Annotated in this window: 18 protein-coding genes; 10 read left to right on the forward strand and 8 right to left on the reverse strand. The window is 35.2% G+C overall.

Annotated features, from left to right (window positions below):
• On the reverse strand, positions 1–1,105 hold a 1,105-nt coding region (locus ES674_RS14585), incomplete at its 3' end, for an immunoglobulin-like domain-containing protein (protein WP_148405265.1).
• A gap of 919 nt (positions 1,106–2,024) precedes the next feature.
• On the opposite strand from ES674_RS14585, the gene ES674_RS14590 reads away from it, so the two are divergent.
• From ES674_RS14590 to ES674_RS15670, 3 genes are all read left to right on the forward strand, one after another.
• On the forward strand, positions 2,025–3,692 hold the full coding sequence (locus ES674_RS14590; protein WP_148405267.1) for a tetratricopeptide repeat-containing sensor histidine kinase: 1,668 nt from the start codon (positions 2,025–2,027) through the stop codon (positions 3,690–3,692).
• A 1-nt stretch (position 3,693) separates the two neighbouring features.
• A complete protein-coding gene (locus tag ES674_RS14595) occupies positions 3,694–4,359 on the forward strand; it encodes a DUF5932 domain-containing protein (RefSeq protein WP_148405269.1) in 666 nt (221 codons plus the stop codon).
• 322 nt (positions 4,360–4,681) lie between these two features.
• Complete coding sequence (locus ES674_RS15670; RefSeq protein WP_246126073.1) at positions 4,682–6,007, forward strand: T9SS type A sorting domain-containing protein; 1,326 nt, start codon at positions 4,682–4,684, stop codon at positions 6,005–6,007.
• A gap of 96 nt (positions 6,008–6,103) precedes the next feature.
• Here ES674_RS15670 and ES674_RS14610 read toward each other — a convergent pair whose 3' ends face one another.
• Both ES674_RS14610 and ES674_RS14615 read right to left on the reverse strand, forming a co-directional pair.
• Positions 6,104–7,030: an endonuclease/exonuclease/phosphatase family protein gene (locus tag ES674_RS14610; protein ID WP_148405271.1), complete on the reverse strand. Its 927-nt coding sequence runs from the start codon at positions 7,028–7,030 to the stop codon at positions 6,104–6,106.
• A gap of 175 nt (positions 7,031–7,205) precedes the next feature.
• Positions 7,206–7,796: a hypothetical protein gene (locus tag ES674_RS14615; protein ID WP_246126074.1), complete on the reverse strand. Its 591-nt coding sequence runs from the start codon at positions 7,794–7,796 to the stop codon at positions 7,206–7,208.
• Between the two features lie 165 nt (positions 7,797–7,961).
• Here ES674_RS14615 and ES674_RS14620 point away from each other — a divergent pair, with 165 nt between their 5' ends.
• Positions 7,962–9,488, forward strand: a complete 1,527-nt coding sequence (locus ES674_RS14620) for a GH3 family domain-containing protein (RefSeq protein ID WP_148405273.1) — start codon at positions 7,962–7,964, stop codon at positions 9,486–9,488.
• Here the strand turns inward: ES674_RS14620 and ES674_RS14625 are convergent.
• Positions 9,472–10,095: a hypothetical protein gene (locus ES674_RS14625; protein WP_246126075.1), complete on the reverse strand. Its 624-nt coding sequence runs from the start codon at positions 10,093–10,095 to the stop codon at positions 9,472–9,474. The two genes, ES674_RS14620 and ES674_RS14625, sit on opposite strands and share 17 nt — an antisense overlap.
• Before the next feature lie 158 nt (positions 10,096–10,253).
• Entirely contained in the window at positions 10,254–12,398 is a 2,145-nt protein-coding gene (locus tag ES674_RS14630; protein ID WP_148405275.1) for a M3 family metallopeptidase, read from the reverse strand.
• A gap of 315 nt (positions 12,399–12,713) precedes the next feature.
• Here ES674_RS14630 and ES674_RS14635 point away from each other — a divergent pair, with 315 nt between their 5' ends.
• The 5 genes from ES674_RS14635 (at position 12,714) to ES674_RS14655 (ending at position 18,011) form a co-directional block, all read left to right on the forward strand.
• Positions 12,714–13,373 carry a succinate dehydrogenase gene (locus ES674_RS14635; RefSeq protein WP_148405277.1) on the forward strand — a complete coding sequence of 220 codons (660 nt, stop codon included), beginning with the start codon at positions 12,714–12,716 and terminating at the stop codon, positions 13,371–13,373.
• Between the two features lie 6 nt (positions 13,374–13,379).
• Positions 13,380–15,290 (forward strand): fumarate reductase/succinate dehydrogenase flavoprotein subunit, encoded by a 1,911-nt coding sequence (locus ES674_RS14640; RefSeq protein WP_148405279.1) that lies wholly within the window; start codon positions 13,380–13,382, stop codon positions 15,288–15,290.
• A 9-nt stretch (positions 15,291–15,299) separates the two neighbouring features.
• Positions 15,300–16,043 (forward strand): succinate dehydrogenase/fumarate reductase iron-sulfur subunit, encoded by a 744-nt coding sequence (locus ES674_RS14645; RefSeq protein ID WP_148405281.1) that lies wholly within the window; start codon positions 15,300–15,302, stop codon positions 16,041–16,043.
• A gap of 231 nt (positions 16,044–16,274) precedes the next feature.
• Positions 16,275–17,108: a universal stress protein gene (locus ES674_RS14650; protein ID WP_148405283.1), complete on the forward strand. Its 834-nt coding sequence runs from the start codon at positions 16,275–16,277 to the stop codon at positions 17,106–17,108.
• A 66-nt stretch (positions 17,109–17,174) separates the two neighbouring features.
• Complete coding sequence (locus tag ES674_RS14655) at positions 17,175–18,011, forward strand: universal stress protein (RefSeq protein WP_148405285.1); 837 nt, start codon at positions 17,175–17,177, stop codon at positions 18,009–18,011.
• Between the two features lie 173 nt (positions 18,012–18,184).
• Here the strand turns inward: ES674_RS14655 and trhA are convergent, their stop codons facing one another.
• Positions 18,185–18,823: a PAQR family membrane homeostasis protein TrhA gene (gene trhA / locus ES674_RS14660; protein WP_148405287.1), complete on the reverse strand. Its 639-nt coding sequence runs from the start codon at positions 18,821–18,823 to the stop codon at positions 18,185–18,187.
• 291 nt (positions 18,824–19,114) lie between these two features.
• Here trhA and ES674_RS14665 point away from each other — a divergent pair, with 291 nt between their 5' ends.
• Entirely contained in the window at positions 19,115–20,587 is a 1,473-nt protein-coding gene (locus tag ES674_RS14665) for a T9SS type A sorting domain-containing protein (RefSeq protein WP_148405289.1), read from the forward strand.
• 82 nt (positions 20,588–20,669) lie between these two features.
• Here ES674_RS14665 and ES674_RS14670 read toward each other — a convergent pair whose 3' ends face one another.
• Together ES674_RS14670 and ES674_RS14675 are read right to left on the reverse strand one after the other, a co-directional pair.
• On the reverse strand, positions 20,670–21,239 hold the full coding sequence (locus ES674_RS14670; protein WP_148405292.1) for an NUDIX domain-containing protein: 570 nt from the start codon (positions 21,237–21,239) through the stop codon (positions 20,670–20,672).
• Between the two features lie 87 nt (positions 21,240–21,326).
• Positions 21,327–22,922 carry an FMN-binding glutamate synthase family protein gene (locus tag ES674_RS14675; protein WP_148405294.1) on the reverse strand — a complete coding sequence of 532 codons (1,596 nt, stop codon included), beginning with the start codon at positions 22,920–22,922 and terminating at the stop codon, positions 21,327–21,329.
• Between the last annotated feature and the right edge of the window lie 147 nt (positions 22,923–23,069).

Genomic DNA, 23,069 nt, shown 5'->3' on the forward strand with positions numbered 1-23,069 from the left:
TATCCTGAACGGTAACTGTTCTAATAACTTGAGCAGCTGAATTTCCTTCCGCATCGTTTATGTTATAAGTAATTGTGTAGACACCAACGGTATTGGTATCGACTGTATCACCACCAATAATAACAGCGCCAAGGGCTAAACAACCATCATTAGCCGTTGCACCTAATTCCGTATATGTACCACAAGCTTCAACCGTTATAGTTGCAGCACCATTTAAAGTAATAGTTGGATCCGTTGTATCTTGAACGGTAACTGTTCTAATAACTTGAGCAGCTGAATTTCCTTCCGCATCGTTTATGTTATAAGTAATTGTGTACACACCAACGGTATTGGTATCGACTGTATCACCACCAATAATAACAGCACCAAGGGCTAAACAACCATCATTAGCCGTTGCACCTAATTCCGTATATGTACCACAAGCTTCAACCGTTATAGTTGCAGCACCATTTAAAGTAATAGTTGGAGTCGTATTATCTTCAACAATTATTGTACGCTGAACTTCAACTGCCGCATTGGTATGAGCATCTGTTACATTATATGTTACAACATAAGAGCCAACTACATTCATATTAACGGCTGATGCATCGATTAGGATACTTGTAGAAATATCGCCAGAGCAGTTATCTTTTGCAACTGCATTTAATTCAGTGTACGTACCACAAGCTTCAATAGTTAGGGGGTTAGCACCAATAAGTGTTATAATAGGATCTAAATTATCCTCAACTGTTACTGTAGATATACATGGGTTGGTAGGATCGCTACTATCTGTAACAGTAACCATAACTGGTGTACCAATATTTGAGCAATCAAAAATATCAATATCCAATGCGAAATTTGTACCCGTATTCGCAGCATCAATGTCGACAGGTGTGATGCTTGCGTTTCCTAGGGCATCTAAATAGACCGTTATATTGTTACATGTTGCTATCCGACTCTCCTCAAAACCCGGTCTCAAAGACACATAGTCCCGCAATGGATTACTCGAAAAAGCATCGCTGTTGTAGTTGGTGGAAAAAGCTTCGGTACTCAAGGTTTTTGCAAAACCAATAATACTTACTGAAAGAACAATTAGTAATAGCGAATAGAAAGTAATTTTTTTCATAATGATGGTTAATTTCAACAATTAATTATCAAGCGTGCCTAAATCATTCCTTGAGAAAAAAATGACCTCTGTAAACTTTAATTTGCTATTAATTAAGAATGTAAATTGAGGGATGGTCAAAAATAGTCTTTGAAAATGCAGTCAAGAAATTTATTCGGTAAACGGTTAAATTACTCTTTGTATTTAATTTTTGATGTAATTAGAGGCTTAAAATCTTGGTAACCATCATTTAATCAGTGTTTTGTGTATTTCCGTCTAGTGTGTTGCTTTTTGCTGTTACCAATTCTATGATACTAAACGAACAACGTTATGAAAAGTCCGATGAAATGCATATTAGGTGCTTTGTATGTATTTATAATGTTGAAAAATGCTATTTCCAATACACCTTTATTAGGAGCGCTTTAATTTAGTCCGTGCAGACAAAGGTTTTTGCGTTAACGGATTTTAAAAATCTTATGTCTTTGTCAGTTAAAAAGCTAATTATTAGAGAATGTGCTCATGGTACAAGTGAAAGACCAATATAAAAATGAAAGACTTAAAAATTAAAAGATTAATTAATTTTCAGTCATGCTTATTTTATATCAAAAATGAATAAAAAAGACCATAAATTAAATATTTAAAAAATAGAATTTATAAGGAATCTACCTTTTATTATTTTCATATATTTAGAAAAAATTAACATAATGCAAGCCCTAGAATTAAAAGTTAAAATGGCGCATAATATTATTGCCAAATCATGTTTTTTAAAGGTATAACATGGCTTTCAATAATTGCATTAACATGCTTTGATTGATTTATTTAACAACAATTTTACTTGCAACTCTTAAAATAAATAGTATTATTTCATGATATATGTTATTTCTAACATGACTAAAGACATCCTATGTTTTTTAAAGCGAATTTCTAGTTTATAACCTGTATGACTTTTAAAAACCCGCTACTTTTCCTACTATTTATAACTTGTTTTTCTGTGCAAGCTGCCAATTTCTACCCTATTCAAAAAAAGGAGAAACTTAATGATAGTACTAAATATTATACCTTAAAGCTCAGTGAAGCTCAGACTAAGGATGATTATATTTCCGCTTTTGCCTTTTTTAGAAAAATTAAAGATGAGAATCTCAAAGCATCTAATTTCCAACAAGCCATTTACAACCTGAGACAAATTGCTATCATACAAAATAAATTAGGTTTTTATTACGATAGTGAAGAATCTGCTATCGAAGCTTTAAAACTAGTAGATAACTTACCGGAAACAGACTTTTCTCGGGAATGCCGAATTGGTATCTATAACCATTTAGGAATAATCTATCGCAATTTATTAGATTTTGAAAAAGCGCTAGATTATTATGAAAAAGCATTGGCTTTGGTAACAGATGTCTCTCATCAAATTATTTTAAAAAATAATATTGGTTTTGCGCTTATTAAAGCTGGCAAATTGGATCAGGCACTTACCGTTTATGAATCCTTATATCAAGAAATCCCTAACATTTTAGATCAAAAAGAAGTAGCACGCATTCTTCATAATTTCGGCATGGTTAAAGGGAAACTGGGCCGGCCAGATGCTGAAGATTATTTTAATCAAGCCTTGAAAATCCGAAAGGAACTTAATAGAACCATAGATATAATTGGCAGTTATCTAGACATGTCTGACTATTATAAATTTAAAGGCCAAACGGAAAATGCTGAAATGTATGCGCAAAAGGCCTATAGTTTGGCTGTCGTTAATAAAAGCCCTCACATTATTGCGGAAGCCTTGGGTCATGTAGTAGGTTTAAAGGAAGATGCGGATGTTTTAGCTTACAAGCATCTTCAGGACAGTATTAAAAGAGGAAATCTTTTGGAAGAAGGGAAATATGCTGCCAAAAAGTATGATTTAGATGGACAAGAAAAAATAGCAAATGATAATTTATTGCAAGCCGAAAAGGAAAAAAACCTTAAATTAATTTATGGATACACGGCTATTTTAATTCTGTTTATCGGCGTGGTATGGTATTTTATTATTCGGCATCGCCATAAAAAGCAGAAGCAGTTGGAAGTTTATAATACCGAATTGCGGATTTCAAAAAAAGTACATGATGAAGTAGCGAATGATGTTTATAATTTAATGAATAAATTACAGCAAAAAACCATTGATAGAAATGCTATTTTAGATGATTTGGAGGATGTTTATGAAAAAACACGAAATATTTCTCGTGAATATAATGATATTGATGTGGATACAAATTACAGTGAAACCTTAGCCGATTTCATATCTAATTATCAAAGTGAAGATACCAATATTATTATAAAAGGCCTGTCTAAAATCAATTGGGATAGTTTTTCTAAAATTAATAAAGTCGCTATTTATAGGGTTCTTCAGGAATTAATGACGAATATGAAAAAACACAGTTCGGCAACTTTGGTCGTTTTAGATTTTATTCAGAATGGTCAAAAATTAGCCATTCAATATAAAGATAATGGTTCAGGTTGCGAGATTAAAAAACAGAATGGTTTGCAAAATGCGGAAAACCGTATAAAAACTATAAATGGTTCAATTACTTTTAAATCGGAAATTAACGAAGGCTTTAGTGCCTTAATGCAAATTTAAGATGTTTAAGAAAGTAATAGTTTCAGACGATTTAACCAGTATTAATCTAGGTATGCTAACCGTATTGGACGGTTTGCAGATTTCGAACGTCACCTCAGTTCAATACTGTGACGATGCTCATTTAAGAATTCAAAAGGCAGCTCAAGATGGCGAACCTTTTGAGTTGTTTATAACGGATTTGTCTTTTAAAAAGGACCATCGCGAGCAAAAATATCAAGGTGGCGAAGATCTTATTCAGGAGCTGCACCTTAAGTACCCAGACTTGAAAATAATGGTTTATTCCATTGAAGATCGTATTCAAGCTGTAAAGCGATTGTTAAATGAATTTGGCATTAAAGGCTATGTTTGTAAAGGACGGCGTGGACTCATTGATTTACATAAAGGTATATTAGCAGTTCATAATGATGAAATTTATGTGTCTGATGGCGTGGCACAAGCACTTCACAAAAAGGCGAATTTAGAGATAGATGATTATGATATTTTATTATTGAAGCATGTGTCTTTAGGCATGTCCCAAGATCAAATCAGTCAGTTGTGTAAAGATAAAAATATGTCGCCTAATAGTTTAAGTTCTATTGAAAAGCGACTCAATAAACTCCGTATTCAATTTAAAGCTAAAAATGCCATTCATTTGGTGGCCATAGTAAAAGATTTAGGGCTAATTTAAATTTATTTCATGCCTTTACGGGAAACAGTAAGGAAGTATGATAAAGGCATCTTATGTTTGTATAGCTATTTATTGAGATAAAAACGGGTGAGTTTTTTAAAGCGTACAGAATTCTGTGCGCTTTTTTTATTTTAACACTATTTGAAAGGATTTCCACAGCATTAAATCAATAGTGATTCCAAGTCATAAAACGAAAAATCTTTAACACGTCTCAAATATTAAAAAAACTTTGGCAATACTCTTATTTTCACAGGACTCCATATTTTATGATAGCTTTCCAATTAAATTTTATAACTTGGTAGTTAAACAAACCCATATAAATATGAAAAAAATTACTTTAGCTTTAGTATTGCTTACTTTTGGTATGCAAGCCCAAACTTTTCCAAATCCCTATTGCAATATTACAGATGTTGCCGATGTATCTGTTGAAGAAATTACTGTAGTTACTTTTGGGGGAACAAGTATTACCAATACAGATATAGATACTGTTTTAATCAATGAAACGGCTACTGTTGCTAATGTAGCGGCAGGTGAAACCTACGCTTTAGTTGTAGAAGGCAATACTTATGGACCATTTGATACCAATATTGTAGCGTTTATAGATTGGAATAATAACAATACCTTAGATGATGCCGGTGAAATTTACGAAGTTGGTACACTTACCAATTCCGATGGAACCGACGGCGTATCGGTTACACTAGATATTACGGTGCCTGCTGATGCTGTTATAGGATTAACACGTATCAGAATTACAAAAACCTATACAGATGAAGATTCTCCGGCAGAAATAGATGCCTGCGGAATTACATTTGATGCTTTTGGACAAGGATTTTATCCAGGATTTGGTCAAGCTCTAGATTTTACTTTAGATATAGAGCCAATGCCTATTGTAAATTTCCCAGAACCTTATTGTGATATTGCAGATGCAGCAGATGTGTCTGTTGAAGAAATTACTGCCGTTACATTTGCAGGAACAAGTATTACCAATACGGACATAGCTACTGTTTTAATTGATGAAACTACTACAGTTGTTAATGTAGCGGCAGGTGAAACCTACGCTTTAGTTGTAGAAGGAAATACAGCTGGACCTTTTGATACTAATATTGTAGCTTTTATTGATTGGAATCAGAACGATACTTTAGATGATGCGGGTGAAATTTACGAACTTGGACCTCTTAGCGATACAGACGGAACCGATGGCGTATCTGTAACATTAGATATCACCGTACCTACAGATGCGGTTTTAGGAACAACGCGCATTAGAATTACGAAAACCTATACGGATGAAGATTCTCCTGCGGATGTAAATGCTTGCGGAATTACATTTGATGCTTTTGGACAAGGTAGTTATGCTAGTTATGGACAAGCTTTAGATTTTACATTAAGTATAGCACCTTTAAGCGTGGATACTTTTCAGTTGAATGCCTTATCTGTTTATCCAGTTCCAGCACATGATGTGTTGCATATAAATTATAAATCATCAATATCTTCTGTAAAAATCTACAATGTATTAGGTCAAGAAGTGCTTGCAAAAAACAGCCATTCTAATAATTTGCAACTTGATGTATCGGAATTAGCTTCTGGAGCTTATATTATTAAATTAGTTTCTGAAGGAATTGAACATACTATGCGTATTCTGAAAAATTAAGAATAGAATAAATAATCTTAAATCAAAAAAACTGAACAACCCTATGGTGCGTTCAGTTTTTTTGTTCAAAAGAATCTATTATTATTATTATTATTATTATTTAAGTTTGAATTCTAGTAAAACGGGCAAATGGTCTGAAATTTTTCGGGCTACTTCTAGATTTTCACAGTTACCAACAAAATCGATTGGTTTTGCTTGTAATTTCTCAATGTCAGACGTAAAATAAATATTATCGATGGCATGGCTCCGGTAATCACCATGTTTGCAAATCGTTTTTAATGTGGTGCGCTCATTTTCCAAAGCGCTTTTAAAGCCTTTTTTATAAAATGGTTTCCAAACGGCATGTTTTTCATTCAAATTGAAATCGCCCGCAATTAAAATCCGATTAGAATTTAAACGTTCGGGAAAATCAATAAAATGTATAATTTCTTCATGCGGATTATCATTAAACTTTCGGGAATGGTAATTTACGACATAGAATGGATCTGATTTACCCTTCAATTTAAAAGTGGCAACAAAAGGTTCACGATAGCAAAGTTCTTCCAAATGGGCGTCCAAATAAGCGCGCCCAACTATATTGACTTTGGCCGTTTTCCAAAGAAAAGCATAGCGTTCGCTCATGTAAACGGATGGGCTTTTAGTGGGATTACTAATTTGGTAATCCCATTTTGAACCCATTCTATTTAATTCATCCGCAATTTTAGCTACGGCCTGTGCGCCAGCGGGATCTTTAGCCACAACTTCTTGAATAGCAACGATGTCATAATCTCTTAAAATAGATGCAATGTCATAAAGCGTTTCAGCTGATTTGGTTCGTCCTAAATGGCGGTTATTCCAAGAAATCAGTTTTAAGTTTTCGGAACTATTTGCTTTTAAATCCCCATTCATTTGGGGCATTTCAACAATAGCTATCTCATTCTTTACATCAGATTTTTCGTTAAATAGATTAGCCTGATTAAAACTGGAATTACAAGAAAATACTAAAGCCAGAAAGACGTAAAAAAAACTGTAAAATTTATTCATTGCACAAGATAGGAAGCGAAAAATAAGTGTATAAAAATTACTATTAAAACAGGTATTTAAGTTTCGCTAATGTAAGAATCCTTTCAATACATGAAATGACATATTCATAAAATTAAGAAGTGTCAATAAAAGAAACATTTTTTAAAATCCGCTTTCTAAAAGTTTTCAGTAATTATTATTTTGCTTTTGGCGGACTAATCATAACATGAGATCGGTGTGTATCAGCATCCATTAACCAAGGCATGCCTGGCAATCCTGGTTGGGTTGGCAATCCGGTTTCTGCAGCCGTCATATAAGGTTTGTATAACACATAACGAATATTACTGTTTTTAAGCGCGCCCGTTTCAAAATCAAGATCGTCTTGTGCAGCAGTCAATACATAAACGGCGGCTGGTACTTTAGTCATTGACAAGGTTCCGGCATCAATTTCTTGTTTACGAATCTCACGTTTTTCTAATTCCGTTTTTCCTTCAGCAAGCAGTTCCCGACCTCTGGCCATATACGCTTCTAACTTATCGCTATAACACGATACGCTTATGCCGTCTTTATTGGGATTATCTGACAAACAGATGATTTCGTTTGTTCCTTCACGTAAGGTAATAAGTTCGCCTTTCTGGTTATAACCTAAAACCTTGGCATGTTCTTGATACATTTCTGGACAAGCTAAAAGGCTTGTATTAATTTGACTTTCAGCAGATGGAATTTTGGACTGACCCATAGCCGAAGACATACAAATGATGGCTGATACTAAAAATAAAGTTTTCATAATTACAGGTTTAAAATGATAGCATAAGGTACGTAATTTATAAGGAAAGAAAGAATAATGGAATTTTGAGATTTTAAAATTATTATGTTAATTTGGTTTTCACTTTATGAACTTTATTCTAATTTGCGGTGGAAATATTATTTAAAAAACCTCTGATTTCATATTATGGCTATACTCGGAAATATTATTAAAGGCGTTATTGATATTACGGATTCTTTCTCATCTGAACTAAATCCAGTTGAAGCACAACAGGAAGTTTTGAAAAAATTGTTAGATAAAGCCAAAGACACTGAATTCGGACTACATTACAATTTTGAAAATATTTTAGAAGCAGATAACGTAGCAAAAGCCTTTTCAGAGGAAGTACCTTATTTCGATTATAATAAAATAAATAAAGAGTGGTGGCATCGCCTTCAAGATGGTGCCGAAAATCTGACTTGGCCGGGACATCCAAAATATTTCGCCTTAAGTTCTGGAACAACAGGAACGAGTAGTAAACGTATTCCGGTGACTGATGAAATGATTGAAGCTATAAAACAAGCGGGAATTAATCAGGTTTTGGCTTTGACGCATTTTAATTTTGAAGCTGATTTTTTTGAAAAAGAAATCATGATGCTTGGCAGTTCTACCAATTTACAAAAAAATAATGAGCATTTAGAAGGAGAAATTAGCGGAATTACAGCTAGTAATATCCCGTTTTGGTTTCGTAGTTATTATAAGCCAGGTGAAGAAATTGCGAAAATTGATGATTGGGATGAGCGCGTTCAACATATTGCCGAAAATGCCCGCAATTGGGATATTGGCGCTTTAAGTGGTATTCCATCTTGGATTGAATTAATGTTACAAAAAGTAATTGCCCATCATGACTTAAATCACATTCATGAAATTTGGCCAAATCTTCAAGTTTTCACCTCTGGAGGCGTTGCTTTTAGTCCGTATGAAAAGAGTTTTAATGCCCTATTAGGTCACCCAATTACGATTATTGATACCTATTTGGCCTCTGAAGGTTTTATGGCATTTCAAGCCAGACCAGAAACGGATGCCATGCAATTGGTTACGGATAATGGTATTTATTTTGAATTTGTACCGTTTAAACCGGAGTATATAAGAGAAGATGGTTCATTGGTTACTGATGCGCCTTCGGTATCTTTAAAAGATGTGCAATTAAATCAAGATTATGTGTTGTTAATTAGTACGGTAAGTGGCGCGTGGCGCTATGAAATTGGCGATACCGTAGCTTTTACAGATGTGGAGCGTGCTGAAATTAAAATAACAGGTCGCACCAAGTTTTTTCTAAATACGGTAGGATCGCAATTGTCTGTAAATAAAATGGACGATGCCATGCAGAAGTTAGAAGAAAAATTTTCAACTAAAATACCAGAATATACTATTTGCGCCAAGCGTTGCGAGGATGGTGAATTTTACCATTGCTGGTATATTGGAAATGAAGACAATTTAGATTCTGAAGACATTGCTCAAGCACTTGATGGATTTTTAAAGGAAGCCAATCACAATTATGAAGTCGCTAGGAGCAAAGCCTTAAAAGGTGTTCGCGTTCAATTAATTCCACCCGCAGTATTTCACGAATGGAGTGCGGCCAGCAAGAAAAAAGGTGGACAAGTTAAAATGGAACGGGTTATGAATGAAGAAAAATTTCAAGTTTGGGAAGATTTTGTTAATTCACAGAAGTAGCCGATTCGGGCACTTCACCATCCCGTTTGTTAACAATATCCATTATTTCTTCTGGTGATAAATAGTATTTTACAATACGCATTTTATAAGAAGGGGTTATTTCAGCATTGTTCAGAATAAAATCTTTAGTTTTCAAGATATAGGATTCCATACCATGAGATACCGCAAAAGTATCGGCAGCGCGTTCGGCTTCTACAATATGCTTATCTGACAAGACATATTTAAGTCCAAACCATATCAAATTCAAATTACTGCGATTTTGATAATCCATAATGTGGCCTAATTCATGACCAATCCATCCAATTAAAATATCTGACGGAATATCTTTAGTAGAAAACTCTTTATCTGAAATCTTAAATTTCTCACTAATTAAAATGACATATTCCCGATATTCTTTGGGTTTAAAGAAACTCCCAAATTTAGGTTGGGCCTGCATGGTGGATTTCTTAATGTTTTTCTTAAACTTAATTTCAATAGCAACATCACGCAGTGCCGGATAAAAATCTAATGCGGTTTTTACTTCCTTTTCAAGAGCATTTGGAAATTGTACCTGTGCGTAATCGTTCATAGAGCTTATCAATAAAATTAATAGTATGATTCGTTTCATAGTTGATACAGTATAATAAAAAAAAATTAAACTGTATTAGAAATTGGAATAACATTAACATTCCAAACTTGGATTATTTTCTATAATAAAAAACGAGGGACAAGTTGCGACTTGTCCCTCGTTGTAATTAAATTCATGTAATTTGAAGATAAATCAATTTATCCCTTCGGTACCGGAAAACCACGATCGCGCATCAAGGCTTCAATCTTCGCATCGCGTCCTCTAAATTTTCTATAGGCTTCAGCTGGATCCATAGCATTACGTGGTGCAAATAAATATTTTACTAATTTATCGGCCATGGCTTTATCATAAAAACCATCGGGTGCATCTCTGAAAGCTTCAGAAGCATCAGCTGTTAAAACATCTGCCCACATATAACCATAGTAAGCGGTGGCGTAACCTTCACCAGAAAACACATGTCCAAATTGAGGCGTTCTATGACGCATTGGCAATTCTTTAGGCATACCTAATTCGTCAAGCGTTTCACGTTCAAATGTATCAATGTCTATATCTGTAGGATCTGCTAAATGTAATTTCATATCAATTAAAGCAGATGCTAAATATTCAGTGGTTCCAAATCCTTGATTAAAGGTCGATGCTTTCTTGATTTTTTTAACCAACTCTGCAGGAATGGGTTCTCCCGTTTTATAATGCACTAAAAACTGATTAATAACTTTATCCGTGGATAACCAACGTTCTAATAATTGCGATTGAAACTCCGTGTAATCTCTAACACCACCATTTAAAGTCGGATATTTCACATCTGCAGAAAAGAAGTGCAGCGCATGTCCAAATTCATGAAAAAACGTCGTTGCATCATCCCAAGAAACGAGAACAGCTTCTCCTGGTGCCGGTTTTACAAAGTTGGAATTGTTAGATGCCAATACATTCGTTTCACCTTCAAAAGAAGTTGCACTTCTATAAGTTGTAGCCCAAGCTCCAGAACGTTTGCCTTCACGCGCATAAGGATCTAAATACCATAAACCAATATGTTTACCAGAATCTTTGTCCGTTACTTCCCAAACCTTGACATCTTCATGAAATACCGGAACAGAACCTTCTGCAACGGGTGTGAATTTGAAATTAAACAATTCGCCAGCGGTAAAAAACATGGCTTCCGTTAGTTTGTCTAATTGTAAATATTGCTTCACTTCATCACTATCCAAATCATATTTTTTCTTTCTAACCTTTTCAGCATAATAGCGGTAATCCCACGGTTCAATGGTAATGTTATCGCCCAATTCATTTGCTACCGTTTGCATATCGGCAACTTCTTCTTTAACACGTGCTATAGCTGCTGGCCAAACTTTAAGCATTAAATCCATAGCGTTTTCGGGTGTTTTCGCCATACGATCTTGCAAACGCCATTCCGCATAATTGTCATAACCCATTAAACCGACGCGCTCTTTACGAAGTTTTAAAATTTCGGCAATAATTTTATTGTTATCAAATTTATCACCATTATCACCTCTGGAATAATAATTTTCCCAAACTTGCTTGCGCAGCTCGCGTTCAGTCGAGTAGGTAAGGAATGGATCAATAGAGGATCGGGTATTGGTAATAGCATATTTTCCGTCTTCTTTTTTATCTGTGGCTATTTTGGCGGCCGATTTCACAAAGCCGTCAGCCAAACCACCAATTTGATCTTCATTTAAATAGGTGATATAGTTTTCTTCATCATGCAGCACGTTATTGGCGAAATCGTTATAAAGCGTAGACAATTCTTTATTAATTGCGGCATAACGCTTTTTCTGATCAGCATCCAAATTGGCGCCATTCATTTCAAATTGCTTATACGTTAAATCAACTACACGTTGCGCTTGTGGCTCTAAAGGTGCTGTTTGAGAGGCATCATAAACCGATTTGATGCGTTGGAATAATTTTTCGTTTTGCGAAATTTTAGAGCTATATTCTGATAGCTTTGGTGCCAATTCGGCTTGTACATCTCTAAATTCAGGAGACGATACATTGCTACCCATAATGCCGTAATAGGCAAACACACGATCAAGCGTTTTACCAGCGCTTTCCATAGCTACAATCGTGTTTTCAAAAGTAGGAGCTTCGGTGTTATTAGCAATGCTATCAATTTCAGCAAGATGCAATTTCATGCCTTCTAATACCGCCGTTTTAATGGAATCTACAGACATTTTATCAAAAGCTGGAACGCCTTCATAAGGGCCCGTCCATTCTTGAGTAAGTATATTTTCACTCATTATTTTATCAGGTTTTTTAGTGTCATCTTTACAACTTGCAAATAGAACAATACTGCATAAAACAGTTGCTTTAATGGTTTTGTTTATCATTTATAGGTGTTTAAAGTGTTTAAAATATGGTGTTTTCAACAAAGCTACAAGATACTGAAATTATCATGAAGCGAAATCACAATTATATGAATACGGAATTAGTGCTTTTGAGAATTATCTAGGCAAGTTTTAAATACCATGGAAGTATGTTATAAATTTCAGCAAAACCAATTTCGTTTAGAAAAGCTTTATATTCGTTAATCTTTAAAGGGTTTCAACATAATTTCAAGAGAATTATAGTAAATTATTTTTTAATTTGTCGCTACTATTTTAAAGTGAATATCAAAGTTTCTAACATGAATAAAATGCCGAATTATGAATCTGTTTTTTAGAAAAAGTATCGTCGCCGCTACGGGATTATTCCTGTGTATTTTTCTGATGGTTCATGTATCTGCCAATATCATTTTAGTATTTCCAGAAGCCACAGCCAGAAGTTTATATAATGCCTATTCCACTACTTTAAGAGAAAGTATGCTGATTTCTATAGTTGCCTATTTGCTTTATCTTTCTATTATTTTTCATGTGGTTTATGCGGGAATTATCACCTATAAAAACCGCAATTCTAAAGGTGTTCAAAATACAATAAATCATAATAAAGAAAACAGTTCTTGGGCGTCTCAAAATATGGGTGTTTTAGGCATGCTTATTTTGATTTTTATAATTATTCATCTGGTCAATTTTTGGGCTAGAGTGAAATTAGGAATTGGTGAAACTGTTGGTACAGATATGGCCGGAAACATCGATGTTTATGAAGTCACGTTTACATTATTTCACAATCCATATTACGTGCTTTTTTATTCCATTTTAATGTTGCCACTCGGATTTCATTTGCACCATGGTCTCAAATCGGCTTTTAAAACATTGGGTTTTTATCATAAAAAGGGATTGAGCGTTTTGGCTAAAATCTCTCTAATTTATGCTCTTATTTTAAGCGTCGGCTTCGGGATTATTCCTATAATCGTTTACTTCAAATAGAAAAACATGACATTAAATTCAAAAATACCAGAAGGGAAATTAGAAGATAAGTGGCGTAATTATCAATCAGAATCCCGATTAATCAATCCGGCCAATAAAAAGAACCTCAATATTATTGTGGTTGGTTCTGGATTAGCGGGTGCTGGAGCGGCGGCGACTTTGGCAGAACTCGGCTACCAAGTTCAATGTTTTTGCTATCAAGATTCAGCACGACGTGCACATTCCGTGGCGGCTCAAGGTGGCATAAATGCGGCAAAGAATTATCAGCATGATGGTGATAGCGTTTGGCGCATGTTTTATGATACTTTAAAAGGTGGCGATTTTAGAAGCCGTGAAGCCAATACCTACCGATTAGCAGAATTATCAGCGCCATTAATTGACCATTTCGTGCAACAAGGAGTTCCTTTTGCTCGGGAATATGGAGGTGTTTTGGCAAACCGAAGTTTTGGCGGCGTACAAGTGCAGCGTACTTTTTATGCTCGTGGTCAAACGGGTCAACAGTTGTTATTGGCAGCCTATTCGCAATTATCCAAAATGATTCGGGCTAAAAAAGTGGCCATGTTACCCAGACATGAAGTTTTGGATATTGTGGTGATTAACGGGAAAGCTAAAGGCGTCATTGTCCGTGAACTTTCAACGGGCCAAATCAAACGCTTTGCTGCTGACGCGGTTGTTTTAGCAACAGGTGGTTATTCTCGCGTATTCAGATTGTCCACTTTGGCCATTAATTGTAATGGAAGCGCTATTTGGAAGGCGCATAAACGCGGTGCTTTTTTTGCCGCACCTAGTTTTACGCAAATTCATCCAACGGCTTTGCCACAAACCAGTGATGCCCAATCAAAACTGACCTTAATGTCGGAATCTTTGCGTAATGACGGGCGAATATGGGTACCGAAGAAAAAAGATGATAAAAGAAAACCTATAGACATTCCAGAAGATGAACGCGATTATTATTTAGAAAGGCGCTATCCAAGTTTTGGAAATTTGGCACCTCGAGATATTGCATCCCGAGCGGCAAAAGAACGCATTGATGCAGGTCATGGTGTGGGGCAACTAAAAAATGCCGTGTATCTCGATTTTAAACATGCCATCACTAAATTAGGGAAAGCGGCTATTGAAGATAAATATGGGAATCTGTTTACCATGTATGAAAAAATAACAGGCATAAATGCTTATCAAGAACCCATGAAAATTTCGCCAGCAGCGCATTTCTCTATGGGCGGATTGTGGGTGGATTATGAACTAATGACCACTATTCTAGGCTTATATGCTATAGGCGAATGCAATTATTCGGATCATGGGGCTAATCGTTTAGGCGCTAATTCCTTACTACAAACTAGTATTGATGGTTATTTTATTTTACCAAATACCATTAATAATTATTTGGAAGGCGAAATAGGCGAGAAGCATCCAGGAGTTGAACATCCCGAATTTGCGCATGTGGAGAATGAAGTCAAAGCGCACATCAAAAAAATATTACACATTAACGGCAATAGAACAACCGACGATTTTCATCGGGAATTAGGTAAAGTCATGTGGCAAGAATGTGCCATGAGCCGAAATAAGCAAGGTCTTGAACTTGCCATTCTTCAAATAAAGGAAATTAAAGAACAATTTTGGAACGATATAAAAGTCACGGGAACTGATACCGAAATGAATCCTGAATTAGAAAAAGCGCTGCGTTTGGCGGATTTTATAGAATTAGCGATTCTGATGTGCACAGATGCTTTGCAACGCGACGAATCTTGTGGTGCCCATTTCAGAGAAGAATATCAAACGGAAGATGGGGAAGCTGTTCGTAATGATGCCGATTTCAACTTTGTTTCTGTTTGGGAATACCATGCAGGTGATTTTAAATTACACAAAGAAATGTTGGAATTTGAATATGTGAAGCCAACCGTTAGAAGTTATAAATAACACAAAATCATGAAAGTAACATTTAAAATTTGGAGACAAGAACAATCCGATGCAAAAGGAGCACTCAAATCATATGAAATAGATGGACTTTCAGAAGACATGTCCTTTTTAGAAGCTTTGGATTTTCTGAATGAATCACTGGTTTTAAAAAACGAAAAAGTGATTGCTTTTGAATCCGATTGTCGGGAAGGTATTTGTGGTTCTTGCGGCGTTTTTATAAATGGCCGCGCACATGGCCCGCATGATAATATGGCCACTTGCCAAGTGCACATGCGCAGCTTTAAAGATGGCGATACCATTGTGGTAGAACCGTGGCGAGCAGGCGCATTTCCTATTGTAAAAGATTTGGTGGTAGATCGGTCTGCATTTGATAGAATTATAGAACAAGGCGCCTATATTACCGCAAAAACGGGAACGGCAGCAGAAGCCAATGCTATTTTAATTCCCAAGGAAGTAGCGGATTCCTCCATGGATGTTGCGGCTTGTATAGGCTGCGGCGCTTGTGTAGCAACATGCAAAAATGCCTCGGCGGCCTTATTTGTTTCAGCAAAGATAAATCACCTGAACAAATTACCACAAGGTCAACCAGAAGGGCATAAACGCTTATTGGAAATGACCACACAAATGGAACTGGAAAATTTTGGTAGTTGCACGTTTACGGCAGCTTGCGAGATGGAATGTCCAGCAGAAATTTCCATTAGCAGTATTGCCGAAATGAATGCACGTTATATTAAGGCCAAGTTTTTTGGATAGTTTTTTAGCGTATTTAAAAATTTTCAATAACATATCATCAGTCATAAAACAGGTCTTAACAGAAGATATAGATAAATTTAAAATATATTCAATATATTAGGTGCTTTACATTATAATTTGTCTTTTTTATTGAAATCCCTTATTTTGTTCAATACATGCAACAAATGATTTTTATCATAGAAATAGAAAATTATGATCTTTAACTTACCCTATTAATTTAAGATATACTACATGAGAAAAAACATTCTTTTACCCACCGATTTTTCAGACAATGCTTGGACTGCGGCCTTATATGCATTAAAATTATATGAATCAGAACCTTGCACGTTTTACTTTTTGCATTCATCTAAATTAAAAGCGTCTTCTATGACTAACATGTCTAGTAAATTGTCCCGTGTTATATCTGAAAATGCCTTGAATGATCTTACTAGCTTAAAGCAAAAAGCAGAAAGCATTAATAAACTTGAAAATCACAGGTTCGAAATTATTTTAAGCACTTTCGATTTAAAAGATGCTATGGAAGGCGTTGCAGAACAGCAAGAAATTAATATGGTTATTATGGGTACAAAAGGTACTACCAAAGCCAAGGGAATTGTTTTTGGAAGTAATACCATTAACACCATGAAAAGCTTAAAAACCTGTCCTGTTTTAGCCATTCCAGATGATTATGAATTTAGAGAACCCAAACAAATTGCGTTTCCAACCGATTTCAACCGTAATTATGGTGATGAATTAAAGCCATTAAAGGACGTATCGAAACTTTACAATTCAACAATTACGGTGGTTCATGTAAATAAGGAAGATGACATTACAGAAGCGCAAGATTATAATTTAGATCAACTTAAAATTTCTTTAGAAAAATACCCACATACATTTCATTGGATGCCAAATCACGGAAAAATAGAACAGGGTATCAAAGATTTTATTGATCAGTTTGATATGGATATGCTGGTTATGATAAATTATCAGCATAGTTTTATAGAAAGTATTATGAATGAACCTGTAATTAAAAAATTAGGGTTTCAGCCAACGCTTCCATTTTTGGTTATTCCATGTTTAAACTGATTAAAGTCATCTTATACTTGAAATTGAATCTTTAATTTTGTCAGAGAATACCAAATTTAAAATATTATGAGACATCACATTTTATTACCTACTGATTTTTCAGCTAATGCATGGAGTGCCGCTGTTTACGCTTTAAATTTATATGCTCAAGAGTCTTGCACGTTTTATTTTTCACATGCCTGGACCTTTTTAAATTCGGGTGCCAGAACACACATTTCGGAGAGTTATATAGAGCCGCTTAAAATTCAAGCAAAAGAAAAACTCGTAGAACTCCAAGAGCGTGCTGAATTAGAGAGCAAAGATAGAGATCATACATTTGAAACTATTTTCGGTATGGGTTCTTTAATGGACTCCATAGAATTTGCTATTGCTAAACACGACATAAACCTCGTAGTTATGGGCACAAAAGGTGTCACAGGAACGCAAGAATTTCTTTTTGGAAGTAATACCGTTACGGTTATTAATAAAATGAGACTTCGGCCTATTTTATTAGTGCCAAGTAATTTTGAATTTGAAACACCAAGCAACATTGTTTTTCCTACGGATTTTAATAGATTCTTTGGTGAAGAATTAAAAGCAATTAAGCATCTAGCAGATCTGCACAAATCGAAAATTGAAATACTGCATATTAAGAAAAAGGAAACGTTAAACGACAATCAGAATGCTAATTTTCTGATGCTAAAAACCTATTTTAAGAATTATGACCATCATTTTAACTGGATGCCAAATTCAGGTAAAAAAGAACAAGCAATAACCAGTTTTATTACCGAAAATAAAATGAATATCCTTACTATGATTAACTATAAGCATAGTTTTGTGGAAAATATCATTAAAGAACCCATTATAAAGAAAATGGGATTTCATGCTATAATTCCATTTTTGGTAATACCACGAGTGGATTAGATTTTGAGTTATAATATTTCAAAAGAGAATAATTAATTGAATCAAATTAAACAAAAACCCAACTAGTAAATCTAATTGGGTTTTTTGATTTCACATATTTTGGAAACCATAATTATTAGGAGTATAAATAATAAAAGTAGAAAACCCGTAAATTATATTCAGAAAAAATGCCTTTACACCGCCATTAATATGGCCACATAATGGCAAACTGCCGCTGCCAAAACAAAGAAATGCCATACAGCATGGTTGTAGGGATATTTTTCCCAAAGGTAAAAAATAACACCTAAAAGGTAAAGAACACTGCCAATAAGAATCATGACCATAACGCCAAAGGGAATGGCGGAAAAGAACGTACGTCCGCCAACAAGCATAATGCCTCCCATGGCTATATAAGCTAGGGTAGAAATAATATTCCATTTACCCGTAAAGAATATTTTAAAAATAATGCCAATAGCGGTCATACTCCAAAGCACCGTCAGTAGTGAAATACCAAAACTATTGTTCATATAAATCAATAGAAACGGGGTATAGGTGCCAGCTATCAGGAAATAAATACTAATGTGATCCAGGATTTCAAAAACCCGTTTAGCCTCGGCATGCTGAAAACCGTGGTAGAGTGTGGAAGAGGTGAAAAGTTGCAAAAAGCAAAATCCGTAAATGGCGGCACCAATAACCCCAGGCGTGTTATCGCTTTTTATGGCAAATGCTATCAGGATAGGAATGCCTACAATTCCGAAAATTATTCCGAAGCCATGTATAATGCTATTTACGAGTTCTTGCTGTATTTTAATAGGGCGATTTGGAGCTTGCATGATAATAGATTTTTAGTAAGCATTTAGGATTGACATTTTCATAAAACCACATGATATTTTATCCTAATAATTTAAAATGATTCTCATGATAAAGGTACATAAAATTCAATAACGGCTCATGGTATCCTAATACGTTTAAAACTATAATTTACTAATTCCTAAAATTTAAAACAAGCTGTTTCCATGTCAGTTATGGCCTTTATAAAAAATACTATCAGGATACAATAAACAGTTTTAATAGTAATTCCCAGCAATATTTTCTAAATTTAAGAAAATTAAAACCAACCCATTATGAAACAACTACTTCTAAATTTTATTGCCACCATCGGTATTATAAGCATGGTATCGGCACAAGGCTATACCACACCCAATACAGGAACGGTATTTACTTTAAATGATTTGGTGACAGCGAGTCCGGCTACAATTTCAGTTTCCGGAACTACCTATACGCTTACGGATGCGCTGACTATTTCGGCATCAGATACGTTTTTGATAGATTCAGATGTCACTTTAGAAATAGGAGAAGACATACGCATTACCGTATTTGGAACTTTTATTGTAAATGCCACAAACGTTGTTTTTACCGCTATTGATCCAGCGGCTCCCTTTGATGGCTTTCGATTTGAAGAATTTTCAGATATCAACATTCAAAATGCGACCATAGAATATGGTGGTGGTTTGCGCGTGCTTACAGAAACGTTTACTATCAATAACTGTATAATTACCAATAATGGTTCTGGTGTGGCATCTAGTGGTGTTATTACTTTGTCCCGAGGCATGGCTCAAATTACCAATAATACCATCACATTTAATCAAACGCCCGCCATTAGTTCGGGTGCTAATAGTGCGGTTTCACCTTATATATTTAATAATTATATAGAGGGTAATAACATTGCAAATTCCAACCGACCGCAAATAAATATGGGAACGACTATGGCTGCAAACCCGATTCAAATTATACAAAACACGATTAAAGGCGATCGTACTTTGGACAAAGTAGGCGGTATTGCCATATCAAATTTTGTGGGCGGAACCATTAACGCCATAATTGATGACAATATTATAATAGACCACCGCTACGGATTAACCATCGTGGGGAATAACTCATTTGCTTATATTAGAAATAATGTCATTGAAAACAATGATACTCAAGGTAGTCCAAACGTGGGTGGAAGTGGCATTTCATTAAATACGTCTGCTGCAGGAATGGAAGTTATTGCTAGCGGAAACACAATTAGTGGCAATCTTTGGGGAATTACGTTAATCGGCCAGGCCTCCATCAATTTAGGAGATGGAGCCGCGAATCCAGGGCAGAATGTTTTTTCTGAAAATGGAAACGGAGGTCTTACCTATGCGCTTTACAATAACACGCCTAATCCCGTGATGGCTATGAATAACTGTTGGGATGAAAGTAATTTACCCAACACGCTTGCGGATGCGGAAGCCGTTATTTTTCATCAAACCGATGATGCTAATTTAGGATTGGTAACTTTTGATCCTGTAAATTGTAGTTTTTTAAGTGTAGATGAACAACAATTAGCTACTATAATGATTTATCCGAATCCAACAGATGGTCAATTTAATCTATCTAATAATACGGTATTTAATCAAATGAATGTTTACAGCATAGACGGAAAACTTATTATGCAAAAAACACTTCAATTAGGTGGATCAGACATGTTCTTGGATCTGAATTCTGGTATTTATATTTTAGAATTGAATGGCCGAAATGCTAGAACTATTAAGAAATTGGTAATTAAATAATATTTTGAATAGGTACTAATTGAAAGCTCTACCTTTTGGGTGAAGCTTTTTTGTTAGTTTTTCTTATGAATAAATTTATTTTTTATGAAATTTTATTCGCCATAAACCACTGAATACCAATTAGGGTTTTAGCATCTTGAAAGTGATTCTTTTTAGTCAAATCAAACACTTCTTGCGTTTTTATTTTAACTAACTGAATATCTTCTTTTTCGTTTATCATGCCGCTACCTTCAAAAACCTTGTTAGAAGCAGTAACTTCGGAATAATAAAGAAAAATACGTTCAGAAGTTCCACCAGGGGAAACAAAAAAGGAACTTATAAATTCAATGTTGTTTACCTGATAACCAATTTCTTCTTCAACTTCCTTAAGTACTCTATGTTCGGGTTCTTCGTTAGGTTCTATAGAACCTGCGGTTAATTCCAATATCCAACCATCGGTTTCTTTAATGGTTGGATATCTGAATTGCTTGGTAAACAGTAAAGAATCCGTGTCTTTTTCATAAAGTAGAATAGCTACAGAATCCCCTCTTTCAAAACAAAACCGTTCCACGTCTACCGTATCACCGTTAAATAAGTCGTGAGTAATTTTCGCCTTTTTTATTTGGAAGAAATCATCAAATAGTATGTCTTCTTTTAAGATTTGATATTTCATATTTTTTGAAATTTCAGCGTATTCAAATTTAAGTTCAAACAGGTAATTTCTTATTATAAACCAAAATTAAACGACATCAAAAGCCCTTTATGGATGAATGCCCCAACGTGTTTTATCAGCAAATAGGAAATCCAGTTTATATTTCTCTGGGATTTCGCCATTAACCATAGATCCAGGTTTTATAGAGGGGAAAAGCTCTTCATACGTAATCATATCATTAAAGGAAATACGACGATAAATGTGCATACGAGTTAAGTTTTTCGTTTCATCTAAACCAGTAGCGCCTAAAAGCTCCACAAAGTTTTTAATAGTTAATTCGTGATATTTAGCAACGCGGACTTTTTTATCTTCAGGAACCAAACCTTTCGTTAATTTTGGATCTTGCGTGGTAATACCGGTAGGGCATTTGTTGGTGTTACAAAGTAGCGCTTGAATACATCCTAATGATAACATCATGGCGCGGGCCTGATAACATGCATCCGCACCCAAAGCAACGGCGCGTGCAATATGAAAAGCAGATGAAATTTTACCTGAAGCAATAATTTTAATATGTTGTCTAATTCCCATGCCAACCAGAATATTATGAACAAAATCTAAACCGTCAATTAAAGGGGCACCCACATAATTACTAAATTCAGGTGGTGCCGCTCCAGTTCCACCTTCACCACCATCTACGGCAATATAGTCTGGATAAATGTCCAGTTCTACCATAGCCTGACAAATGGAAATAAATTCACTTTTATAACCAATACATAATTTAAATCCAACAGGTTTTCCTCCAGATAAAACCCGTAATTCTTGAATGAATTTTACCATGGCCATTGGCGTATCAAAAGCAGAATGATAGGGAGGAGATATAACCTTAGTGTGTGGTTGAATGTGACGAATTCTAGCAATTTCTTCCGAATTTTTTTCTGCTGGTAATATACCACCGTGTCCAGGTTTGGCACCTTGTGAAATTTTAAGTTCAATCATTTTTACATGCGGATGTTTGGACTTTTCGGCAAAGAGCTCCGGATTGAACTTCCCGTCTTCCGTGCGACAGCCAAAATAACCCGTTCCAATTTGCCAAATGATATCGCCCCCATGCATTAAATGATAATCACTCAAACCACCTTCTCCGGTGTTATGTGCAAAGTTTCCAATTTTAGCACCGGCATTTAAAGCTTCAACAGCAGCCGAACTTAGAGATCCAAAACTCATAGCTGAAATATTCAATATACTAGCAGAATATGGCTGCTTACAATCCTTATTACCAATCAGTATCCGCGGATCACTATCTAAAGTATCAAATTCCTTGGGTGCAATAGAGTGGCAAATCCATTCATAACCTTCGGCATACACATCTAATTGTGTTCCAAAAGGAATGGTATCACGCACACCTTTTGCTCTTTGGTACACCGTAGAACGATCTACACGGTTAAATGGACGCCCATCAATATCCGATTCAATGAAATACTGGTACATTTTTGGTCGCAGATCTTCTAAAACAAAGCGCAGTCTACCTAATACAGGATAATTTCTCATGATGGTATGTTTCGTTTGAAACACATCGTAATAGCCCAAAATAGTAAAGCCTAGCACAAGAGCAAAAAGCACATACCAACTGGAATTTAAAAACATGCCTAGCGCGAGAGATACTAATAATGAAATAGTAGAAATGATATAAAATTGAGTACGCATAATTGAAATTTTATAAAGTAATTATTTGGGTAGAATTTTTATGTTATTCAGCCAGCAAAGTTATTAAATTAGAAACGGACATAATGTGTATCGCTTCAGTATCTTTTATAATTTCTAAAAAATGTTCTAGGCCGACCGGTATCATGC

This window comes from Bizionia myxarmorum, assembly GCF_008086205.1.
Classification (GTDB): domain Bacteria; phylum Bacteroidota; class Bacteroidia; order Flavobacteriales; family Flavobacteriaceae; genus Algorimicrobium; species Algorimicrobium myxarmorum.

What these genes read in the sequence shown, in the direction of transcription:
- ES674_RS14590 (WP_148405267.1), top strand. Translation starts at nt 2,025, where the DNA reads ATGACTTTTAAAAACCCGCTACTTTTCCTACTATTTATAACTTGTTTT.
- ES674_RS14595 (WP_148405269.1), top strand. Translation starts at nt 3,694, where the DNA reads ATGTTTAAGAAAGTAATAGTTTCAGACGATTTAACCAGTATTAATCTA.
- ES674_RS15670 (WP_246126073.1), top strand. Translation starts at nt 4,682, where the DNA reads ATGAAAAAAATTACTTTAGCTTTAGTATTGCTTACTTTTGGTATGCAA.
- ES674_RS14610 (WP_148405271.1), bottom strand. Translation starts at nt 7,030, where the DNA reads ATGAATAAATTTTACAGTTTTTTTTACGTCTTTCTGGCTTTAGTATTT.
- ES674_RS14615 (WP_246126074.1), bottom strand. Translation starts at nt 7,796, where the DNA reads ATGAAAACTTTATTTTTAGTATCAGCCATCATTTGTATGTCTTCGGCT.
- ES674_RS14620 (WP_148405273.1), top strand. Translation starts at nt 7,962, where the DNA reads ATGGCTATACTCGGAAATATTATTAAAGGCGTTATTGATATTACGGAT.
- ES674_RS14625 (WP_246126075.1), bottom strand. Translation starts at nt 10,095, where the DNA reads ATGAAACGAATCATACTATTAATTTTATTGATAAGCTCTATGAACGAT.
- ES674_RS14630 (WP_148405275.1), bottom strand. Translation starts at nt 12,398, where the DNA reads ATGATAAACAAAACCATTAAAGCAACTGTTTTATGCAGTATTGTTCTA.
- ES674_RS14635 (WP_148405277.1), top strand. Translation starts at nt 12,714, where the DNA reads ATGAATCTGTTTTTTAGAAAAAGTATCGTCGCCGCTACGGGATTATTC.
- ES674_RS14640 (WP_148405279.1), top strand. Translation starts at nt 13,380, where the DNA reads ATGACATTAAATTCAAAAATACCAGAAGGGAAATTAGAAGATAAGTGG.
- ES674_RS14645 (WP_148405281.1), top strand. Translation starts at nt 15,300, where the DNA reads ATGAAAGTAACATTTAAAATTTGGAGACAAGAACAATCCGATGCAAAA.
- ES674_RS14650 (WP_148405283.1), top strand. Translation starts at nt 16,275, where the DNA reads ATGAGAAAAAACATTCTTTTACCCACCGATTTTTCAGACAATGCTTGG.
- ES674_RS14655 (WP_148405285.1), top strand. Translation starts at nt 17,175, where the DNA reads ATGAGACATCACATTTTATTACCTACTGATTTTTCAGCTAATGCATGG.
- trhA (WP_148405287.1), bottom strand. Translation starts at nt 18,823, where the DNA reads ATGCAAGCTCCAAATCGCCCTATTAAAATACAGCAAGAACTCGTAAAT.
- ES674_RS14665 (WP_148405289.1), top strand. Translation starts at nt 19,115, where the DNA reads ATGAAACAACTACTTCTAAATTTTATTGCCACCATCGGTATTATAAGC.
- ES674_RS14670 (WP_148405292.1), bottom strand. Translation starts at nt 21,239, where the DNA reads ATGAAATATCAAATCTTAAAAGAAGACATACTATTTGATGATTTCTTC.
- ES674_RS14675 (WP_148405294.1), bottom strand. Translation starts at nt 22,922, where the DNA reads ATGCGTACTCAATTTTATATCATTTCTACTATTTCATTATTAGTATCT.